General features: G+C 42.2%; 16 protein-coding genes. 3 read left to right on the top strand and 13 right to left on the bottom strand.

Features of this window, described 5'->3' with window-relative positions:
* The first annotated feature begins 66 nt into the window (after nucleotides 1-66).
* The gene (locus V7R82_RS04600) at nucleotides 67-876 is read left to right on the top strand and encodes a Cof-type HAD-IIB family hydrolase (protein ID WP_338543673.1); all 810 of its coding nucleotides are present in this window, start codon (nucleotides 67-69) and stop codon (nucleotides 874-876) included.
* 116 nt (nucleotides 877-992) lie between these two features.
* On the opposite strand, the gene V7R82_RS04595 is transcribed toward V7R82_RS04600, so the two are convergent.
* The 4 genes from V7R82_RS04595 to lspA all read right to left on the bottom strand — a co-directional run bounded on the left by V7R82_RS04595 (nucleotide 993) and on the right by lspA (nucleotide 7,424).
* Nucleotides 993-4,421, bottom strand: a complete 3,429-nt coding sequence (locus tag V7R82_RS04595; RefSeq protein WP_338543672.1) for a Cna B-type domain-containing protein — start codon at nucleotides 4,419-4,421, stop codon at nucleotides 993-995.
* Between the two features lie 839 nt (nucleotides 4,422-5,260).
* On the bottom strand, nucleotides 5,261-5,977 hold the full coding sequence (locus V7R82_RS04590) for a DUF2786 domain-containing protein (RefSeq protein ID WP_070755635.1): 717 nt from the start codon (nucleotides 5,975-5,977) through the stop codon (nucleotides 5,261-5,263).
* A 38-nt stretch (nucleotides 5,978-6,015) separates the two neighbouring features.
* Entirely contained in the window at nucleotides 6,016-6,945 is a 930-nt protein-coding gene (locus tag V7R82_RS04585; protein WP_338543669.1) for an RluA family pseudouridine synthase, read from the bottom strand.
* A gap of 26 nt (nucleotides 6,946-6,971) precedes the next feature.
* A complete protein-coding gene (gene lspA, locus V7R82_RS04580) occupies nucleotides 6,972-7,424 on the bottom strand; it encodes a signal peptidase II (protein ID WP_291428155.1) in 453 nt (150 codons plus the stop codon).
* A 123-nt stretch (nucleotides 7,425-7,547) separates the two neighbouring features.
* On the opposite strand from lspA, the gene V7R82_RS04575 reads away from it, so the two are divergent.
* The gene (locus V7R82_RS04575; RefSeq protein WP_338543666.1) at nucleotides 7,548-8,186 is read left to right on the top strand and encodes a YkyA family protein; all 639 of its coding nucleotides are present in this window, start codon (nucleotides 7,548-7,550) and stop codon (nucleotides 8,184-8,186) included.
* A gap of 16 nt (nucleotides 8,187-8,202) precedes the next feature.
* Complete coding sequence (locus V7R82_RS04570; RefSeq protein WP_338543664.1) at nucleotides 8,203-9,606, top strand: putative glycoside hydrolase; 1,404 nt, start codon at nucleotides 8,203-8,205, stop codon at nucleotides 9,604-9,606.
* A gap of 56 nt (nucleotides 9,607-9,662) precedes the next feature.
* Here V7R82_RS04570 and V7R82_RS04565 read toward each other — a convergent pair whose 3' ends face one another.
* The 9 genes from V7R82_RS04565 to V7R82_RS04525 form a co-directional block, all read right to left on the bottom strand.
* Nucleotides 9,663-10,379, bottom strand: a complete 717-nt coding sequence (locus V7R82_RS04565) for a phosphate ABC transporter permease (RefSeq protein ID WP_338543662.1) — start codon at nucleotides 10,377-10,379, stop codon at nucleotides 9,663-9,665.
* On the bottom strand, nucleotides 10,380-12,557 hold the full coding sequence (locus V7R82_RS04560; protein WP_338543660.1) for a LicD family protein: 2,178 nt from the start codon (nucleotides 12,555-12,557) through the stop codon (nucleotides 10,380-10,382). It lies immediately after the preceding gene.
* Nucleotides 12,558-13,538 (bottom strand): glycosyltransferase family 2 protein, encoded by a 981-nt coding sequence (locus tag V7R82_RS04555; protein ID WP_338543658.1) that lies wholly within the window; start codon nucleotides 13,536-13,538, stop codon nucleotides 12,558-12,560.
* A 3-nt stretch (nucleotides 13,539-13,541) separates the two neighbouring features.
* The gene (locus tag V7R82_RS04550) at nucleotides 13,542-15,026 is read right to left on the bottom strand and encodes an oligosaccharide flippase family protein (RefSeq protein ID WP_298078348.1); all 1,485 of its coding nucleotides are present in this window, start codon (nucleotides 15,024-15,026) and stop codon (nucleotides 13,542-13,544) included.
* Nucleotides 15,027-15,201: 175 nt separating this feature from the next.
* Complete coding sequence (gene recO / locus V7R82_RS04545; protein WP_298078349.1) at nucleotides 15,202-15,960, bottom strand: DNA repair protein RecO; 759 nt, start codon at nucleotides 15,958-15,960, stop codon at nucleotides 15,202-15,204.
* Between the two features lie 28 nt (nucleotides 15,961-15,988).
* Nucleotides 15,989-16,894, bottom strand: a complete 906-nt coding sequence (gene era / locus V7R82_RS04540; protein WP_298078350.1) for a GTPase Era — start codon at nucleotides 16,892-16,894, stop codon at nucleotides 15,989-15,991.
* A 25-nt stretch (nucleotides 16,895-16,919) separates the two neighbouring features.
* A complete protein-coding gene (locus V7R82_RS04535; protein WP_298078351.1) occupies nucleotides 16,920-17,339 on the bottom strand; it encodes a diacylglycerol kinase family protein in 420 nt (139 codons plus the stop codon).
* Complete coding sequence (gene ybeY, locus V7R82_RS04530) at nucleotides 17,323-17,853, bottom strand: rRNA maturation RNase YbeY (RefSeq protein WP_338543654.1); 531 nt, start codon at nucleotides 17,851-17,853, stop codon at nucleotides 17,323-17,325. The genes V7R82_RS04535 and ybeY overlap by 17 nt, the downstream gene beginning before the upstream one ends.
* 26 nt (nucleotides 17,854-17,879) lie before the next feature.
* Entirely contained in the window at nucleotides 17,880-20,102 is a 2,223-nt protein-coding gene (locus tag V7R82_RS04525; RefSeq protein WP_338543652.1) for an HDIG domain-containing metalloprotein, read from the bottom strand.
* Nucleotides 20,103-20,106: the final 4 nt, after the last annotated feature.

The following is a 20,106-nucleotide window of genomic DNA, read 5'->3' as shown; positions in this document are numbered from 1 at the left end:
TGCCTGTCATTAAGAGTTGAAAGCCAAGGCAGAAATGGCTATACTAAGATGATAAGGAGGATTTCCATGCAAGCCTATCTCATCGCCATTGATTTAGATGGCACAACCTTAAATAATCAATCACAATTAAGTCCCTATACCATTCAAGTCCTACAAAAAGTACGTGATATGGGGCACCTGGTCGTTATCGCCACTGGGAGACCTTACCGCAACAGTCAACAGTTTTACAAGGCGCTTGACCCTCAGGCGCCCATTCTTAACCTCAATGGAGCTTGTGCCCACTATCCTGGTCGTCCCAACTGGCAAGCACGCTATGAAGCGGAAGTCCCAAGAGAACTAGCACTCAAAATTATGGATCAAAGTCGTGACTTGGGTGTTTCCTTAGTCTGTGCTGAAGGACCTGGCTATGTATTTGTTTCTAGTTATGATATTCCGGATAGTCCCTTCTTCCAAGTTGATCCAAACGATCTAACCTTGATGACACCAGAGAGTCTGACCTTTGGCCCGACATCACTTAGCGTCTTTTCAACCGCTGAGACTCAAGAGCCAATTAAAAAACTACTATTAAAAGAATACGGTCATACGGTGGATATTGACACTTGGGGCGGCACCCTTCCCTTTTTGGAAGTTGTCCAAAAAGGAGTTAACAAAGCCTATGGGATTGATCGACTAGCTAAGTTCTACCATATTCCTAACTCTCATATTATGGCTTTTGGGGACCAACACAATGATTTGTCTATGATTGCTTATGCTGGCCATGGTGTAGCCATGGCAAACGCCATTGAACCTCTTAAGGCAATCGCTAACGATATAACGACTTACACCAATGACCAAGACGGCTTAGCCCGTTACTTGGTTGAATTCTTCCAATTATAAGTATTTGTCTCTCCCTCAATTGGGGGAGCTTTTTTATAATCACAAACTAAAAAAACTCAGAGCTCAAGCTCTGAGTTTTTACGCATTTAGGGTTTGCGTCTATTGGTCGCACTAACTTAGTTACGACGACGTACTGGAGAGATGACATAAGTCGCTGCTAATAAGAGACTTAAGCCAGCCAAGCCAGTTAAAATTGTATCTTGTTCACCAGTCTTAGGTAATTCACGCTTACCAGAAGGAGTTGGTGGGGTTGGAGGTTTCTCATTGGCAGTGTTATAGTTAATAATCTTAGCTGAAGTGGCAGTAAGATCCTCAACCTTCCATTCATATCCGCCTTCATTAGATGGATCTAACTCATCAACAGTGTAGACACTTGGTGTAGTAGTCCCATCTTGATAGAGTGGTAAATCAGTCCAAACAACTTGACCGTCTTCTTTTGGCACATCACGAAGTTCACCATAAGCTTGGCCGTCACGTTTTAATTGGAACTTAGCATTTGGACGCTTCATATCAGCACCAAACCCACGCCATTGCTTGTTAACGGTAAAGTTGGTTGTTTTGTTTTGAAGTGTGTTAGTTACAGTCACAGTACTTGCTGTTTGATCAGCATAGGTCGCTGCATACGGAGAATCCACTGCTTGTACTTCTTGAACAGTGTAGACACTTGCTTCATTCTTACCTTCTTGGTAGTAAGGTAAGTTAGTCCAAGCAACTTGACCATCAACTGTTGGAACAGCTTGCGGTTGGCCATAAGCTACCCCATCACGGTAGAGTTGGAATTGAGCTTGAGGGCGAACTGAAGAATCTTTATCGCCTTTCCAAACTTTACTTGCAACAAAACCGGTTGTCTTGAAGGTGTTAGTTACAGTCACACTACCATTAGCATCAGAAGTGTAGGTAACTTCATAGCCATTTGGTGTTTCAGTTAATTCTTCTACAGTGTAAACAGAAGCCTCAGTCTTACCATCTTGGTAGTATGGTAAGTTAGTCCAAGTCACTAAACCGCCTTCTTTTGGTACATCCTTAGCTTCACCATAGTTAGCACCATCACGTTTGAGTTGGAACTTGACAGACGGACGCTTACTTGCATCTTGATCGCCAGCCCATACCTTGGTTACTTTGAACTCGGTAGTACGATAAGTATTGGTTACAGTAGCGCTTGTTGCGGTTTGATCGCTATAAGCTACTTCATAGCCAGTACCTTCTACGCCAGTTTCTTCTACTGTGTAAACAGATGGGTCAGTCTTACCATCTTGGTAGTATGGCAAGTTAGACCAGCTTACTTCCCCGCCTGCTTGAGGTACGTCTTTGGCATCGCCATAGTTAGCACCATCACGCTTAAGTTGGAACTTAACAGCCGGACGCTTGCTTGCATCTTGGTCGCCAGCCCAAACTTTGGTCGCTTTAAATTCAGTGTTACGGTAAGTGTTGGTTACAGTTGCACTTGTAGCGGTCTGATCACTATAAGCTACTTCATAGCCAGTACCTTCTACGCCAGTTTCTTCAACCGTGTAGACAGAAGGCTCATTCTTGCCATCTTGGTAATATGGCAAGTTAGACCAGCTTACTTCCCCGCCTGCTTGAGGAACGTCTTTGGCATCACCATAGTTAACACCATCACGTTTGAGTTGGAACTTAACAGCCGGACGCTTACTTGCATCTTGGTCGCCAGCCCAAACTTTGGTCGCTTTAAATTCAGTGTTACGGTAAGTGTTGGTTACAGTTGCACTTGTAGCGGTCTGATCACTATAAGCTACTTCATAGCCAGTACCTTCTACGCCAGTTTCTTCAACCGTGTAGACAGATGGATCGGTCTTACCATCTTGATAGTATGGTAAGTTAGACCAAGTTACGACCCCACCGGCTTTTGGCACATCTTTAACATCGCCATAGTTAGCGCCATCACGCTTAAGTTGGAATTTGACAGACGGACGCTTAGAAGCATCTTGGTCACCTACCCATACCTTAGTAGCCTTAAACCCTGTAGAACGTTTTTTGTTCTCAATTGTACGGATTACGCCTGTTTCAGTTACGGTTACTTCAGTCACATCATTGGATAACTCGTAACCTGCTGGAGCTGTCTCTTCTTGAATTTTGAAGGTCCCTTTTTCAGCTAAAGAATCTTTAATTTTATCAGAAATGGTTGAACCATCCGTACCAGTAGGCGCTAAGCGGAATTCATTCCCATCAGGGTCAGTTACTTTAAAGACAGCGCCCGCTAAAGGCTTCTTAGTTTCAGCATCTACCTTATTAATCACAATACGGTAGGCAACATTCAATTGAATAGCCCCGCCTTCCGTCAAACTGCTACGACGACGAACTTCCTCTTTCGTGCTATTGTTTACTGCGTTATTAGGGAGGGGTTTATCATCACCTTGAACAGAAATCACGTTCCCAACGGTACTCCCATCCCCAGGAGCGGTTGTTTTATAGTCCAAAATGAAAGGTTTACCAGATGGGTTGAAGATAGTCATTTTGAACTTAGTGTAGTTATCACTGAAGCTAATAGAGTAGTCACTACCTTCTTCTAATTCATAACCATCATCTAAACCCCAGTTCTGATTAATCTTTTTACCCGACAAGAGACGGAAGCTTTCAGGGATAAACTGCATGTCCCCACTACCCTGGGAAATTTCATCATAAACAACATATTTATTATATTTGCCTAGGCTTGCGTTAAGACGAACACGCCAAGGGTGAACATAATTACCTGTAGTGCCCAGAGCAACAGATTCCCAAGGGTCTTCAATCATAACCCCCCATAACTTGTTAAAGTTCTCACCGCTTAGGTAAGGGCCGTTGTCAGTGACTGGGCCACGCGGATTTACTTTTAACACGATATTTACGCCTGCAGCGGAACCTTTATCTTTAAGGCGAATAGTAACTGGAGTTTTAATTGTATCAGATTTAAACTGTACAAAGAAACTTCCCCGTACACCATAAGCAGTATCCGCTTTTTTAGCTTCAAGGTATTTTTCTAAGTTTTGAATGCTGATATGAACTGAACCACCTTGACCAGGGCCGTTAGAAGTAACTTCCGCAACACCAACTGCAATGCCAGTCGGACCATCAATCAAGTCAAAACTCCCTGCTAGAACTGTTAGAGGTGCTGGAATTTCATACTCAAAGTAATCCCCATTGTTCAAGTTATAATCATAGTCTGCTAGGTCAAACTGCATTTCAAAACCGAAGAGCGACCCTTCTCTTAAGACGTAGTTACCGTCTTCATCCTTAGTTGCTTCACGAGCATTGTTATAGTCCCAAACAATGGCACTTCTAACTGCATTGTGTAAGGCTTTAGGTGTGCCGTTGATATTAGTATTAAGCGCTTGTGCTTGGGGGAAGCTTGCTTCCTCTCCAGATTCTGATGAAGCATTTTCATTTGCATCATCATTTGACGACGAATTTACAGACGAAGAGACAAGCTCCTCGACATCGGGTGCGCTACTGACATCCTGAGCAAAAGCCTCTAACGGGCCTGATAAAACACTGAAGATGAGCATTAAGATGGCAAACAGTTTTGCCCATTTAACATTTTCCTTCATATATTTTCCTCCTCTTGATTAAGTCATCCTCACGGCAACAGAACACTCTATGACAACGGCCCTTGTGGGGCAAAGCCCTGCTTCAATCAGAATGAGTAGCCAAATCCTTAATCGCTATTCGTTCGACTAGTTAAGTCTAGGTTTCTTATATTTGCTAATTAACCAATAGTCCTATTCTTAATAAATTACTTTCTTATACAGACTTCCAATCTATCTTTATAAATGATAGTTTATTTACTATCTTTCGTCCTTACCTATCACTTACACTTGATATTTATCATTTCACCAACCCCCTATAATCGTAAATATGAGTGATAGGACACGACTGAGATATTAATACATCAAGACATTGAGACAGTCTTATGACAATTGCACTAGAAAAACTATTTCATTTATATAACCAGTCACTGACATTATAACAAAAAGGTTACGTTCTGTAAATCGAAAAACGTTAATTAATACCACATATTGTTTCTAATATTCGTATCACCATCTATATATAGAGGCCGAGACACCCAAATATACATATTTATAGATGTATAGTTATATAATCAACATAAAAATACGAACATTGCGATTATATAGAAAAGTTATTAATATTAACTTGTCTATATAAATTGACATTCATTAATCCGATTTAAAGTTATCTAGGCTTTATAACCTAGCATGAAATAGGTACATCAAAATTTAACTTTAAATATTTTTTGCAAGCGCAACCAGTTTTGCAGTTAAATTTTTCGTACAAATATATTGGTTTGATTGAGATCTTAAAAGCACAAAAAAAGTAGTTAACTCACAGATTAACTACTTTTCTTTGCAAACGTTTTTGATATTAAATTCTAATTATCTCCGCAATCTAGCTGAGCAGCCTCAAGACTCATTGATTTAGCTTGTTGATAGCCACTCTCATAGGCCAAGCCCTCTTCAGTGACATGAGGTTGCTTAAAGACAATATGCCCCTGAACCTGAGCGCGGAAAGCCTCTCTTACCTCTTCAGGAACTTGAATTACCAAGGAATAGCCCGCTTCTTCCGCTACCATAACTTGACGCTGACGCTCATATTTTGCTGCTAAGCCATCCATAAAACCTTGATAATAGGCTCGACGTTGGCTTTGCTTCTGGGAGGAGGTCAAATCTTGGCTAACTAATTTAAGGTGTTGTCCAGCATGATACTTCATGGCCTTAGTCGCTAGTTGAAAGACATGATAGGCTAAATCCACGTCTGACTGATATCCCATATAGACGATCTTGCGCTGAGTTTTTGATTGATGAGGCAATCGCGTGCTCTGCACATAGAGCATAATGCGAAAATTATCTGCAATAGTTCGTGCCAATAGCTTCTCCCACCAAAAGAGGGTTTTGTACACAGATAAGGAACGTGTGACAATGACATCTAGACTAGTGGCCGCATCTAGCTCATGCTGGGATATTTTATGCTTAAGCATGAGTTTTTGTGCCATCAAGAGAGCTGTCTGGCTCTCCTCATCCTGGTTACCATCCTCTGCTAGCTCAAGCAAATTACGGATTTTATCCAAGATTTTATCATTTGGATTCATGAATACCCGACCTTTCTGTGGAAACGTTGGTCATAAATTCAAGCTAACTGACTTAAAACTTGCTCAAAATGACCTGGCAGTGGCGCCTTAAATTCTAACCACTCACCTGTTCTAGGATGTTGTAATTTAAGTGCATAGGCATGAAGTAGTTGGCCAGACATATCATGGACGAGTGACCCTTTGACATGGTCCAGCCCCTTGCGATAAACAGGGTCACCAACTAGTGGATGTCCAATAAACTCTAGGTGAACACGAATCTGGTGAGTCCGCCCTGTCTCTAGCTCCAAGTCTAATAAAGTAGCATTCTCATAACTTTCTAAGACTTGAAAACGAGTTAAAGCATATTTCCCGTCTTTGGCAACCGTCCAACGCAAGCGGTTGGCTGGATCTCGTTGCAGTGGGGCTTCAATAGTACCTTGCGGAGCTTTGACGTGGCCATGCACGAGTGCCCTATATGAGCGACGCATATCATGATTGACTAGTTGGTCTGCTAGGGCTTGGTGAGCGGCATTATGTTTAGCTACTACTAAGAGGCCAGAAGTGTCCTTATCAATCCGATGTACGATACCAGGGCGGTATAAATCCGAGCCGCTGGACAGATTTCCGTTCAAGTAATGAAGTAAGCCATTGACCAGAGTTCCCTGTAGATGGCCTTTCGAAGGATGCACGACTAATCCTGCTGGTTTATTAATGACCAGGATATCGTCGTCTTCATAAACAATATTGAGATCCATTGCCTCAGGCTCTGGTAGGGTATCTTCTTCTACTATAAGGATTCGACGCTCAACGAGGAGGCATTCATCTCCCTTTAGTTTAAAGTTGGCTTTTTGATGGTGACCATCAACCTTTACAAGGCCGTCTTTGATAATCTTTTGAATAGTTGAGCGGCTTTCGCCAGGCATTAAGTCGGTTAAAATCTTATCCAGACGTCCCGCTTGCCCTTTTAATTGAAATTCCTCTGCTGTCATAAGCAACTCCTTCTTTGCGACATTCTTTAAAATAAACTCAAATCTTGCTCTTTTGCGAGTAGAAGTAAAATGATAACACCAATCGTCAAGGCTGAATCCGCTAGATTGAAAATTGGGAAACTGATAAAATCCGTTTGTAGCATATCAACAACATAGCCATTGACAAGACGATCAATCAGATTGCCTAATGCACCGCCTACTAGACATCCATAGGCAAAATTGACCCAGGAAGAGCTAGCTTGTTTTTTATAAATTTTATAGCTGAAAAAAGTAACTGCTAAGACTGTAATAGCAATAAAGAGACCTTGAGCTCCGGGTAAGATGCCCCAAGATGCCCCCCTATTTTGTACGTAGGTTAGACTGAAATATCCAGGAATAAGCTTAATTTGGGATCCTACTGCAAGGTTTGAAACAACCCAAAATTTCAGACCCTGGTCGGCAATTATAAGGCCAACTATCGTAACCAATGCGACTAACATGTCGTTCTCCTTGTTAAATGCGTTTTCTTTTTGGTATAATAAAGATGTATAAGTTCTATTATACCTCAAAATGGTGAAGAAAACACCTAGGTGGCACCTAAAAACTAAAGTAAAGGAGTCTTTATGAAGCGATTCAAATATCTATTGATTTTGCTCTGTAGTTGTCTTTTTCTTGTGGCTTGCGACAATTCCTTAACTCGCGTAGACCGCGCAGTAGGCCTAATTCAAGAGGATACTACTGCCATTCTCAATGATTTAACCGAAATTCAAACACAAGAAAAGAATTTACAAGCAGCTTTTGAAACAGACTTAGGCCAAAATGATTTGGCGCTTTTCAACAAAAATGATAGCCAAGTTGAGAAAAACATTCAAGAACGAAAATCAAGAATTGATGATATCAATAAAAAGCGGACTCACCTTCAAGAGATGCTCAAGGAACTTAGTCAGGGAACTGATAATAAGAATCTTCCCACTGAGAAATTCCAAGATATCAGTAATGACATTAATCAACTAGACCAGGATTTAGCTACTTATGTAACGGACTATGCGACGAATTTGGCCCTGGAATCTCAATCATTCAAGTCCATTGCTAATCCAGAATCTAACTACCAGTCTTTCTTTGATGTCTTAAAAAACGTTAACACACTCTCTACAACAAATCTCATGAATCTAGACAAGGTTCTGCCCCATTTTGAGAAATTAAATGCTAATCTAGTCAATCTTAAAGTTGAACTAGTTAAATTGAAAGAACAGAAAAAATAGCTTGAGGAGGTAATGCATGAAATCAGTCAAACCAGGCGCAATCTTGCTGCTCTTGATGCTCATTCTGACCGCATGTCAGAAGCAAGAACCCGCCCAACCGAACTATCAGACTCTCCCTCAGGTACAGGCTAAGTACACTGCAGATGAGATAGCCGACTTCAATAATCGGCGGAGTCAAGGCAAAACCAACCGTTATGAGGGAATTAAGATTGAAGATGGTCGTATTCTCGTGACTCCAACCAATTTACCTAAGGCTTTATTCTACGATAGTGGGATAAATATTGCTTATCCTAAAAATGGCGTAAAAGGCATCTATCTTTCACCTGAGATTATCGCCGACCAGACCAAGTTCCAGAATGTCATTGCTATGATGAAACGAAACGGCCTTAATGCTGCTGTTATCGACTTCAAGGATGACTATGGTCAAATTGTCACCCAAATCGAAACCGATAATGCCATGGTTAAAGAAAACATAGTTCAAGTGGCCGATTTAAAATCCGCTCTCAAGACCTTAGAAGCTAACCAGATTTATCCAATTGCACGTATTGTTACCTTCAAAGATAACATGATGTCGGATAAACACCCAGAACTCTCCTTCCACTCACGTGAGACAGGAAGTATCTGGTCGGATGGCAATGGCTCTCAGTTTATTAACCCCTACCTAGAAGAAGTATGGAAATACAATATCGAAGTTTCTATTGCGGCCGCTAAGATGGGCTTCAAGGAAATTCAGTATGACTATGTCCGCTTCCCAGAAGGATTTGAGACCTTTGCTGAAGATTTACGCTTCGACAAAGGCAACTACAGCAACTATGTCTCCGCAAGTGGTAATAAGATTGAAGGTGAAGACCGGGTTGCGGCTATTACTGACTTCTTGAAACTCGCCAAAGAACAACTTGCGCCATATGGTGTTAAAGTTGGTGCCGACGTCTTCGGTATTACGGCCGTTACTAGTGGTCAAACCGAAACAACCGGGATTGGTCAAGACTTCGCTAAAATGGCCGAACAGCTAGATGTTATTTCGAGTATGATCTACCCTTCTCACTGGGGTACATCCTTCTTTGGAATTGAGCTACCTGACTTACACCCTTATGAGTTAGTCGATGAATATATGTTCTCAGAGGAACAGGTACTTAAGAACGTCCAAAATAAGGTGATCAGTCGCCCTTGGATTCAAGACTTTACCGACTCAAGCAAACCAGTAGGCACCTACCAAGAATACGGCACCTTACAGGTTCAGGCACAGATCAATGCGCTAGCCAAACATCATATTCATGAGTTCTTACTCTGGAATGCTAACGGTGATTATTCTGAAGGCATTGATGTCAGTGGTAACAACACCAATAACCCAACCACCAATCAAGGTTCTAACCATCAGATGCAGAATACACAACAGAATCAAAATAACGGCAATCACTAGATAGCAGAAAATCCCCGTCACTGATTAATTCAGTGACGGGGATTTTCTATTCTTGCTTAAGGTAAGAGCTTAACTTGAGCTGGTTCAGACGATACTTGCTGATAAATCGGGTTAGCTTGCCAATGATAGTGAGTGTTAGGTTCCATGAAATCTGCGCCATATAGTAAGGAAAGATAGCGATGGCAATCTTGCGGTACCATGACTTTATGCTCTTCAATATTGGCCCAAACAATCTCCATTAGTGGTAATTGATAACGATAAGCCATTAAGCGAGTTGGCTGGCCGATGGCATTAATCTTGAAGTCAATAGTGACACTCGAAAATTGAGTCTCAGTAACCTTATAGAAGATAAAGTCAATGTTAAGCCCATTAAAATCATAGGCCCGTTCTACGACTTTCCCCTCATAGGTAAAGTCCTTGCGTTTGCGGAATCCATTAGCTAAGAGATGACCTTCATAGACATCAAAGGCCTCTAAGTCACTGACTTTGAGAGCAAAGTCCATATCAATATCATGCTCAATGCGCCCACCTTCACGGTAGTAACCTAGCAGACTACCAAAATCCAACCATAAATCAAAGTTTAAGTGGTCTTGATCATAGACAATCTCTAAAATCCGGTCGAAGTTAGCCCTTAATAGAGCTTGTCGCCCTTCATCTAACTCTTTATTAGCCTTTTGATTTAACTGCTTAATAATCGGCAATTTTTTAATGCTGTCCTTGTGTTTACCTAAGAGACTGGCCAAACTCCGTTTAGCCCATTGCATAAGTGACATTTAGGCTTCCTCCCTGTAAGCAGTAAATGGCGCGTGTTGAACACGGTCTTCTTCTGCAGGCAATTGCATATAATCTGCTCCATAGATAGCCGTCAGAACTTGATTGTAATCTGACAGAATTTGATAGCGACGATCTTCAAATACAGCCTCTTGAACCTGTTCATGTGCCGTCTTAACAAAACTTGTATCGCGACGCTTCTTCTCCATCAAGTAATCAAGGCGATTAGAGTCGCTCCCCTTCTGTGCTAATTGGTCCATTTTTTGGTTCCAAATACGAGGTGGCAAGAGACGGAAGAAGAAATTCACGGCATAGCGAATAAGGTTACCTAAGCCGCCCTCTTCATTACGGATGCCATTCCAAGAATAGGCAGACAGTTGTCGCAACTGATCTAGGCGATCCATTTTAGCTTGATCTCCCTTAGCTTGGTCAAAGGGAAAGACATCTACACAAATGCCTAATTTACTTGGCCATGCTAAAGTGTTATTTTCATAAAAAGTACGCTTATCAACCACCCGATAAAATGGGAAAGGATAATGCCAAGCATCTTGGAAGCCCGTAACCTGGTAAACTGGATGGCGGTCTGCCTTGATGGCTTGATAGAGACGCTCATACTCTGAACGAACTAAGGCAATATCCATATCATCATCCCATGGAATGAAGCCTTGATGGCGAATAGCTCCCAGTAAAGTACCATAAGCCAAGCTATACTGGATTTGCTCACGTTGACAAATGGCATGGATATAGTCCATGATTTCAAGTTCAACCTGACGAACTTCTTGGTCATTCAACTGACGATAACCAGCATAATCCTTCGCTATAACTGCTTCGTAATAGCCCAAGATGGCAAATAAAATCACACCTAAGAAGGAAATCCCATATAAAGTCGAACTCAAGAACAAGTTGGAAGTGAAGATAACTGCCATCATAGCTAGAATCATATCTAAATCCTGGCGGCTAACGCCTTTCTTGTTGAGGGCCCACCATTTGGCTAAAAGTCGCTTGGTAGATGCCAAGATAAAGAAGCCTAAGGTGATAAATCCTAAGATACCATTGTAGAATAGGACTTCAATATAACCATTATGAGTGAGATAGTGCTGCTTAACCACATAACTATTGGCATCATAAGACTTAGCTACACTGTGCCAGTTACCTGAAGAAAAACCTAAGATTGGACGGTAAGGAACTAGAGCCAAGGTTGACTTCCAAATATCAAAACGGTTATTAGAGATATTGGTTTCCTCAGTATCTGACCGTTTTAATGTACCTTCACCAGTGGTCACATTTGGCTTACCTGCTAGGCTCTCCTCGTCATTCAAGATACGAACGCCACCTGATTGTTGTAAGTAAAATTCCCCTACTGTGTCGACACTGTAGACACCTACACCAATAGCAGCAAAGACCACACAGATAGTCAAGAAACGCTTCTTCAATTGCCAGCCAGAGATGTTGACCATGCTGTAGATTAGGGTAGCAGCAAGCAAGCATAATAAGGCTGTTCTAGAACCTGATAAGACGATGTAAACGAAGTTTATGAAAATCGACGAGACGATTGCCACTTTCATCCAAGTCACCTGACTCTTGCGCCATTGACTTAAGAGGAATAGGACTACCAATAGCGAGATAATAGCCAAGTAGTTAGGGCTAGCCAAAATCCCAAACAAACGCGACTCAATAAAGCCTTGACGAATAATTAAACCTTTATAGTCGCTGACGTGATAGCCAATTAAGGCAACGAATTGGCCAATGGAAATTAAATCACCGATAGTATTGACGATGACAACTAACCAGAACATGTTATTGAGCAAACGCTTAGCTTGTCCTTGACCCAAATTAATAAAGATTGGGTAAATGGCAAAGAAATAAAGGAAGAATATGACCATATTCTTGAAGTTTGCCATATAACCAAAGTTAACCACCAAGAGACTTGTTACAATATTCAAGAGGAAGAAAGCAACTAGCCAAGGTAGTAAACTGAGTTTGAGATGAACTTTCTTGGATAATAAGTTATAGAGCCCTAATAAGCACCCCATTAAGGTGATGGTACCATATACTAAAGGATGGGCACTGAGAAATTGTAAGGGAACAATCAACCCTGCCATACAATACATAATCAACGCTAAAAGAAAGCAAGTATTGATTTGGTAGTAATGTTTCTCAATCCAATCTAATCGTATCATTTATCCATGCAACTCCTTTTTGTATTTCTTACTAATGATTTGCTTATAGAGAGCAGGACTAATCTGTAAAGCAAGCATACTAAGTTTACGCCCCTTGGTGAAAAGCGGATCACGCATAATCTGCCAAAAGTGGTCTGTTAGATAGGACCGTAGGCGTTTTTTAAGACTGTCATCTTGATAGTCTGAATCTAGCAACAAACGATCATAGACATAGAAATGCGCCCAATAGAGCCGTGTCATAGCTACTGGCAACAAATCTGGGTAGTCCCGTTTGATAATTTCATAGTTTTGTTGATAAGCCTCAATCACATTGAGGTACTTGAGCGAAAATTTCTGGGTGGTAATGCTATTCGGGCGATGCATATAGTAATAGAGCTTGGCATCCGTCGCTACCACTCGCTGACACTTGGCTAACAAGCGAATCATGATAAAGGCATCTTCAGCGATTTTTCCTATCTCAAATTTCAAGTCATCGAAAAATGAGCGCTTATAGAGTTTAGTTGGGGCCATGACTGTAAAGCCTTTAGCCGCCATCACATGGCCAATGGCCTCTTTGGCTGTAAAGATCCAAGTCTGTGCTTCTGCTTCTGGTCCACTCGGAATCTGGTCATCATAGATATCATAGTGTGAGCACATGGCCAAGTCTGCTTGGGCAGAGACCATCTCTTGATAAAGAGTCTTCATCATATCTAATGAGATCACATCATCACTGTCAATAAAGGCAATATACTGCCCTTTTGCTTGGGCAATGCCCGAATTACGCGCCGCAGATAGACCACCATTGGCCTGCGAGATAAGGCGAATGCGTTGATCTTCTTGCTCTAGACGCTGACAGATTTCTAAACTCTTATCAGTAGAGCCATCATTGACTAACAAGATTTCAAGGTTAGTATGACTTTGCTTGCGAATGCTGGTCACGCATCGCTCCAGATATGATTCCACATTGTATACAGGAACTACAACCGTAATTAAGTCTGACATGGTCTATCCCCTTCTTCTTAATTTATTGCCAACTGCTTCTACCATGCCGGTCAGTACAGGATCTTTAAGCAACCAGAGGGCCGCAAGGTAGTAGATACCACATAGGGTCATTAAAATGGCAAGATTTACTAAGACGGCTAAGTTTAAATGCGTCATTTGCACTGGAGATAGTGCCTTAACCACTATGCTGATTGGGATAAACCCTGCTGCAATCAGCCCATAGCGTAAGAAACTGCCAATAACAGGTTTTAACTTAATTAAGCCATGGCGTTTGATAAAGTAGATTTCGAGGGCAATTAGGACCCCTTCTGACAACCAAGTGGTTAAGATATAGATTTCTGGAGATGAGAAATGCATATTAAGGAGTAGGAACTTGAAGACTAGGTTGAGTAAGCCACAGGCGAAATAATAAAGGGTCAAACTCCGTTCATAGCCATGAATGAAGATGATTTGATTAGCGAAAAGGGTCTCAATAGACCAAGTAATACTCCGAATCCCGAAGATAGCTGTTACAGTCGCGGCTCCCATATAGGCGCCCCCACCATAAAGCAAGACAGCATAATTGCCTGTTATGAAGAGCCCTAAACTAATTGGCGCAATCAAGAAGGCAAAGAGACGTGCCCCTTTGTAGACTAGGTTGTCATAGGCTTCACGGTTATTCTGGCCTAGATAGTAGCCCAAACGCGGAATACTTACTGAGATTGGACTACTAATCAGAGTCGCAATCATAGTTGAAATTTTTTGACCTTGGCTATAAAGGCTGACGGCATCCTCTGAATCTGTATAGGATAGGAAGAGCTTGTCTAAAGCCGTATAAAGGGTCACTGCACTAGACATAAGCAGCAAACTAATCAAAGGCAGAATCATGGACAACATGTCTTTAACCTTGACCTTAACAAGCTTGACTTGGCGCTTAATCCAGACAAAACCGAAGAGATAGTTGAGAATTTGAGCACCAGACATGACCATTGCATAAATGATAATATCTTCCGCCGTTTTAACAAAGCCAAAGAGCGCCACAATCATAATAATTCGCAAGATGATGGTCTTAATTAAGATAAAACGATAATTCTCGAAAGCCTCCACCATCCACTCAATATAGAGGAAGCTAGATAGAATCTGACTTCCCAAAACTAAGTAGATTGCCAACTGACTCTTCTGGTGAACGGTCGCATAGACATAGCCCACATAGAATAGGGTCGTTAGAATGGATGAAATAACCGTAATGTAGAACAGGCTCGAGAAGAAGTAATTGACCTGATCCCGGTCATGCTTAACCTTACTAATTTGCCGGACACCAAAATAATAAACCCCTAATGAGGCAAAAGGTAAAAAAATGTTCATCAGCGTGTCGCCAGCATTAAAGTAGTTATATTCTACCGAGTTTTGAAAGACCCGGTTAATATAGGTTCCTGTGAGGACAGGCACCACCACGTTTGCAAATCGCACTAAGAAATTCGCGAGGGCATTGGTTTTGATGTTTTTCATGGAACCTCCCGTAGCTATTTTGCTAATTGAAATTTGTTTCCACTTATTCTACCACGAAAAGACGAATTATTCACCTGATTTCCAAATTCTTAATCTTTTAGGGATTAGCCCATAGCCTAGAATCTCAGTAATTTGTTAGCTATTCATCACCCATTAAGCGACAAAAAAGCTTAAACTAAGTACTTGACCAGTCTAATTGCGTAATCTGATTCAAATAGGACTTACTCTTGAGACGAATACCGACATATTCTTGGTAGATAGCATCCATGAGTATTCGCAAGTCCTTAAGAGTCTGATCACTTAAGTTAATGTTCTGGATTTGTTTTAAATCCACTTGAGACAGACGTCGGGCTAGGTGCACTGCTCGACTAGAAACTGGTAAGCAATGAATATCCAAAGAGGCATGACGGTCACACAAGACGGCTTGACGCTTGAGACTAAATCTTAAGGGTCGATCACTGACCTGGCAACTTGCACAAGAAGCCCATTGAATATGAATGCCAAAAAGTGGCAAGAGATGAATTTCTAGGTAAGCCACAATGACTTGAGGAGCTAAGCCTTGATTTAAGGCCTCAAGCACCTGTAGTAGAAGCTGATAGAGCTTAGGATTGGCTTGATTGTCCTCTAGAGCAGCATCCAGGAGTTGTAAGACATAGATGCCATAGGCCTGAAGCAAGATATCAGCCTGCAATCTTTGGAAAAGTTGGATTGACTGGCTTTCCTTTAGGAAAGAGAGGCCGTCGTCTTGAATATCACCAATATAGGCATGATGGGTCATAGGGAGGCAGGCGCTTGTCAGCCGATGATGGCCCCGATAAAGACCGCGCACAAAGAACATCTTAGTCCCAAATTCTTGGGTAAAAATCTTGACCAAGCCATCATGTTCGCGGTGAGGACGCTTGAAGAGGACAATGCCCTCAAACCGTTCATTCATGCCCCCTTCTCCCTTCTATCACCATCTCTTAGTAGTTATCTGGACGATAGCCAAAATCGCTAAGATTAGTTTGACGATCGCGCCAATTCTTTTGAACCTTGACCCACAAATCTAAATAAACCTTATCATCCAGCAATTGCTCAATATCACGCCGAGCAAGTTGGCCGATTTTCTTAATCATTTGGCCGCCGGCTCCAATGATAATCCCCTTCTGGCTCTTGCGTTCCACAATAATAGATGCTTGAACTTCAATCTTGCCATTCTCATTGCGTTGCATACTTTGCACTTGAACTGCAACAGAATGGGGAATCTCTTCCTGAGTCAGGAGTAAGATTTTTTCACGGATAAATTCGGCCACTACAAAATATTCGGGATGGTCCATAATTTGACTATCTGGATAGTACTTAGGTCCTTCCGGTAAGGCTTCTTGCAACTTAGCCACCAATTCCGGCACATTATTGCCTTGCGTAGCCGAAATCGGAAAGACTTGGTCAAAGCTTCTGACTTCTTGGTAACCTTCAATAATAGGCAAAAGATCATCAGGTTTGACTAAATCAATCTTGTTAATGACTAAAAAGACAGGAACCTTAACATTCTGGATACGTTCCATAATCAATCGATCGCCAGGGCCCATTTTTTCTGCAGCATTAACCACAAATAATACGGCATCTACCCCTTTGAGGGCGCTATAAGCCGTATTGACCATAAAGTCACCTAAGGCATGTTTAGGCTTATGAATACCCGGTGTATCAATGAAAACAATTTGGGCTTGATCATTGGTTAAGACCCCTTGAATTCGATTACGAGTGGTCTGTGCCTTATCCGACATAATGGCGATTTTCTGCCCTACAAAACGATTAAGTAAGGTTGATTTACCAACATTAGGGCGACCTATAATGGCTACGAAACCAGATTTAAATGCTTGATTACTCACGTTTCACGCTCTCTTTCTCTAAGACTTAAGCAAGACCTAACAGAATGGCTAGCACATGCCAGACTTTAGGGCCTAGGACCAGGAATCCCACTCCTACTGCCACCAAAGCCGCCACAACAACTGCAGCTGCTGCTACATCCTTGGCAACCTTGGCCAAGGGATGTAATTGTTCTCCAACTACCAAGTCAACTGTGGCCTCCACGGCGCTATTGACCAGCTCCATGCACCAAACCAATCCTGTCACAAGCAGCAAGAGACTAGCCTCAACGGCATTGACTCCAAGCAAGCCCACTATGATTAAAACCAAGACGGTCACCCCCGCGTGAACCTTGAGATTACGCTCATTAGCTAAGGCATAGCCCAAACCCGACAATGAAGCGCGGAAGGAAGCCAAGATACTTGGATTGGCATGATGCTTGTAGGGGTGTTTATCGCGTGAGACCATAAGTCGTCAACACCTCTTCTTGGATTTTAAACATTTCCTGCGCTTCTTCTTCTGTCTGGTGGTCATAACCATTGAGATGAAGGAAGCCATGAACTGCTAGAAAAGCCAGTTCACGGTCTAGACTGTGACCATAGTCCTGAGCCTGTTCTTGGGCACGAGGGTAGGAAATGATGATATCTCCCAAGTGTTGAGGTATAGCTTCTTCATCCTGAAACTCTGTCTCCTCTAAATCTTCTGTCTCTTCCGCTTCATCAGTAAGGTCTAAATGAGCAAAGTCTACATCATACTCACTGGATACTTCAGTCAATGCAAAGCTCAAAACATCCGTCGGTTTGTCCAAACCACGGTAGTCTCGGTTAAGCACTTGGATTTCTTCATTAGACACGATGGAAAGATCTAATTCAATTCCCTCAGGCAAGTTCAGATACTTTGCAGCTGCTTCAATGACTTCATGAAGCAATTTTTCTTGACCAGATGCCAGGTAGGCTTGGTCATCAATAATATCAACTAACATAAATGTCCTTTCTAATCCTAAATGGCCTACTTAGGATATTCTATACGGGTGTGATACATACTTGCGACTCCACGAATTAGAGAGGCTTGTACGATTTTTAATTCATTAACGGTTAAGTCACAGTCAGAAAACTGATCATCCGCCACTTTACCTTGGATAATACCACCTACAAGTCCTTCTATGCTTGCTTGACTATACTCCTTAAGGGTACGGCTAGCAGCCTCAACCGAATCAGCAATCATGATAACGGCAGCCTCCTTGGTCCGTGGCTTAGGACCAGGATATCGAAAATCTGCCTGATTGACAGGATGCCCTTCCTGTTGGGCCTGATAGTAGAAGTATTTTACCAGTGTAGTCCCATGGTGTTGCCAACAAACATCCTGAATGGAAGTAGGCAAATCATGAGCCTCCATAATTTTTACACCAGCAGTCACGTGACCTGTGATAATCTGGGCACTTTCAATTGGCTTAATCATTTTATGTGGATTTTCAACGCCTGCAGGCAAATTCTCAACGAAAAAGAGTGGATGCAGTGTCTTCCCCACATCATGGTAATAGCTAGCGACCCGCGTTAGCAGGGAATCTCCACCAATGGCTTCAACCGCATTGGCACTAAGGTTAGCTACCATCATGCTGTGGTGGTAGGTACCTGGTGCCTTCTCAATCAAGTCCTTAAGCAAAGGATGATTAAGGTTGGCTAGTTGCTGTAGGCTTAATTCTGCGCTTGGGTTAAAGATGCGCTCCCAGTAAGGAGACAAGGACAAGTAAAAAATGACCGTCATCAGGATATTAGCCAGCATTAGCCCTGCCATACGTCGACCTTGGAAGGTTGTTAAATCCATGTTAAAGCCCAGTAATAAAGGCAGAATGGTCAATAACTGTAGACCAATATAGGCAGGAACAAAACGTCGTTTACGCCCTAACCAAACCTTGGCATTTACCAAAATCATACCAATTAAACCAGTAAAACAATAAAAGACCAGAGGCATGAGACTTTCCAAAATATTAAAGACATCACTCAAGACGAAAAGTGCCATCACATTGAAAGATACCAAGCCAATTAAGCCATCTCGCATACTGGTTTTGGGTACTACAAGCAGTGGCCACAAACTAATTGGTAACAAGAGCGTTGCCCAGGCAAAGCCCCCTACTTGAAGTACTTCGAGAGCCTTCAAGACGGCGAATAGCCCCCCAAAGGCTAGCGCATAGATGGTCATAGCCATTTGACGCTTGGCACTTGGTGCTTGCTTGAAACGGAAGCCTTCGGTATTCAATCCTAAGAGCAAGAGGAAATGCACAATAATCAAGGCGTAGAAGATATAAGCATTATAGCGCCCTACACTGGCATCCAAGTAACCAAAAAGCTTGAGTTGACGCAAGACAGTCGAATCAATGACATGCCCTTCTTGGACAATAATTTGACCTTGAAGAATATAAGCTGGTTGAACGGCAGCCGCCGCTTCTTCTTTCAAGCGGTTCGTTTCTTCTTGGTTATAAACCAGGGTTGGTACAATAAATGGTTGAATGAAGTCTACCAGGGCCGACTGATACTGACTATATTGCCCTGCTTCCCGAAGGCTAGCCCGTAGCTTGCTTAGGTTAGCCGCAGTATTAGCAGGCTCAATTTCCTGACTTAAGGTTTGACTCAGCAAATCAACCATATAAGTCGACATAGTTTCAAACTGCTTATCATCGAGTGATAGCCAAAGATTACGGGCATTATCTGGTAAGGATTCATTCAAACTCATGAGGGTAACTGACCCTTGTTTTAAACTTTGATTATAGAGCAAGAGTCGCTCTGCCTCTGTTAATTGAGTCCAATAGAGGCGTTGACTGTTGCTAGTAAAGGATGCCTTAAGGGTCTCAAGGTCATTATCAGACCAGCCTTGAGCGCGGGCAGCCGTCTCAAGATCGCTAGCACGATAATCCTTCTGCCTTACGCCTTTGACAAATGAAAAATACTGATTCAACAAATCAACCTGTTGGTTTTTAACTTCGGGTGAGTAAAGTCGAACATCGGAAACACGACTGCGTGCATGTTGGCGTAATTCTTCTGTTCGTTCAGTATCTTCTACTGTCTTAGGAGCCCGAACGGTAATATCAGCTACTCGGTTAAGGGCAAAATTATAAGTTCTAGGTTGAACACTGGAATAGCCCAAAAGCAAGAGCCAAAGTGCCAGAACTAGCCCCACTAGGATTTGATAACTCAAGCCCATTTTAGCTTGCAGACGCTCTAAACGTCGATTCATTCCT

This window comes from Abiotrophia defectiva ATCC 49176 (genome assembly GCF_037041345.1).
In the GTDB taxonomy this organism is placed as follows: domain Bacteria; phylum Bacillota; class Bacilli; order Lactobacillales; family Aerococcaceae; genus Abiotrophia.
Note: the sequence above shows the minus strand (reverse complement) of the source record. Positions and strands in the feature narration are given on the sequence as shown.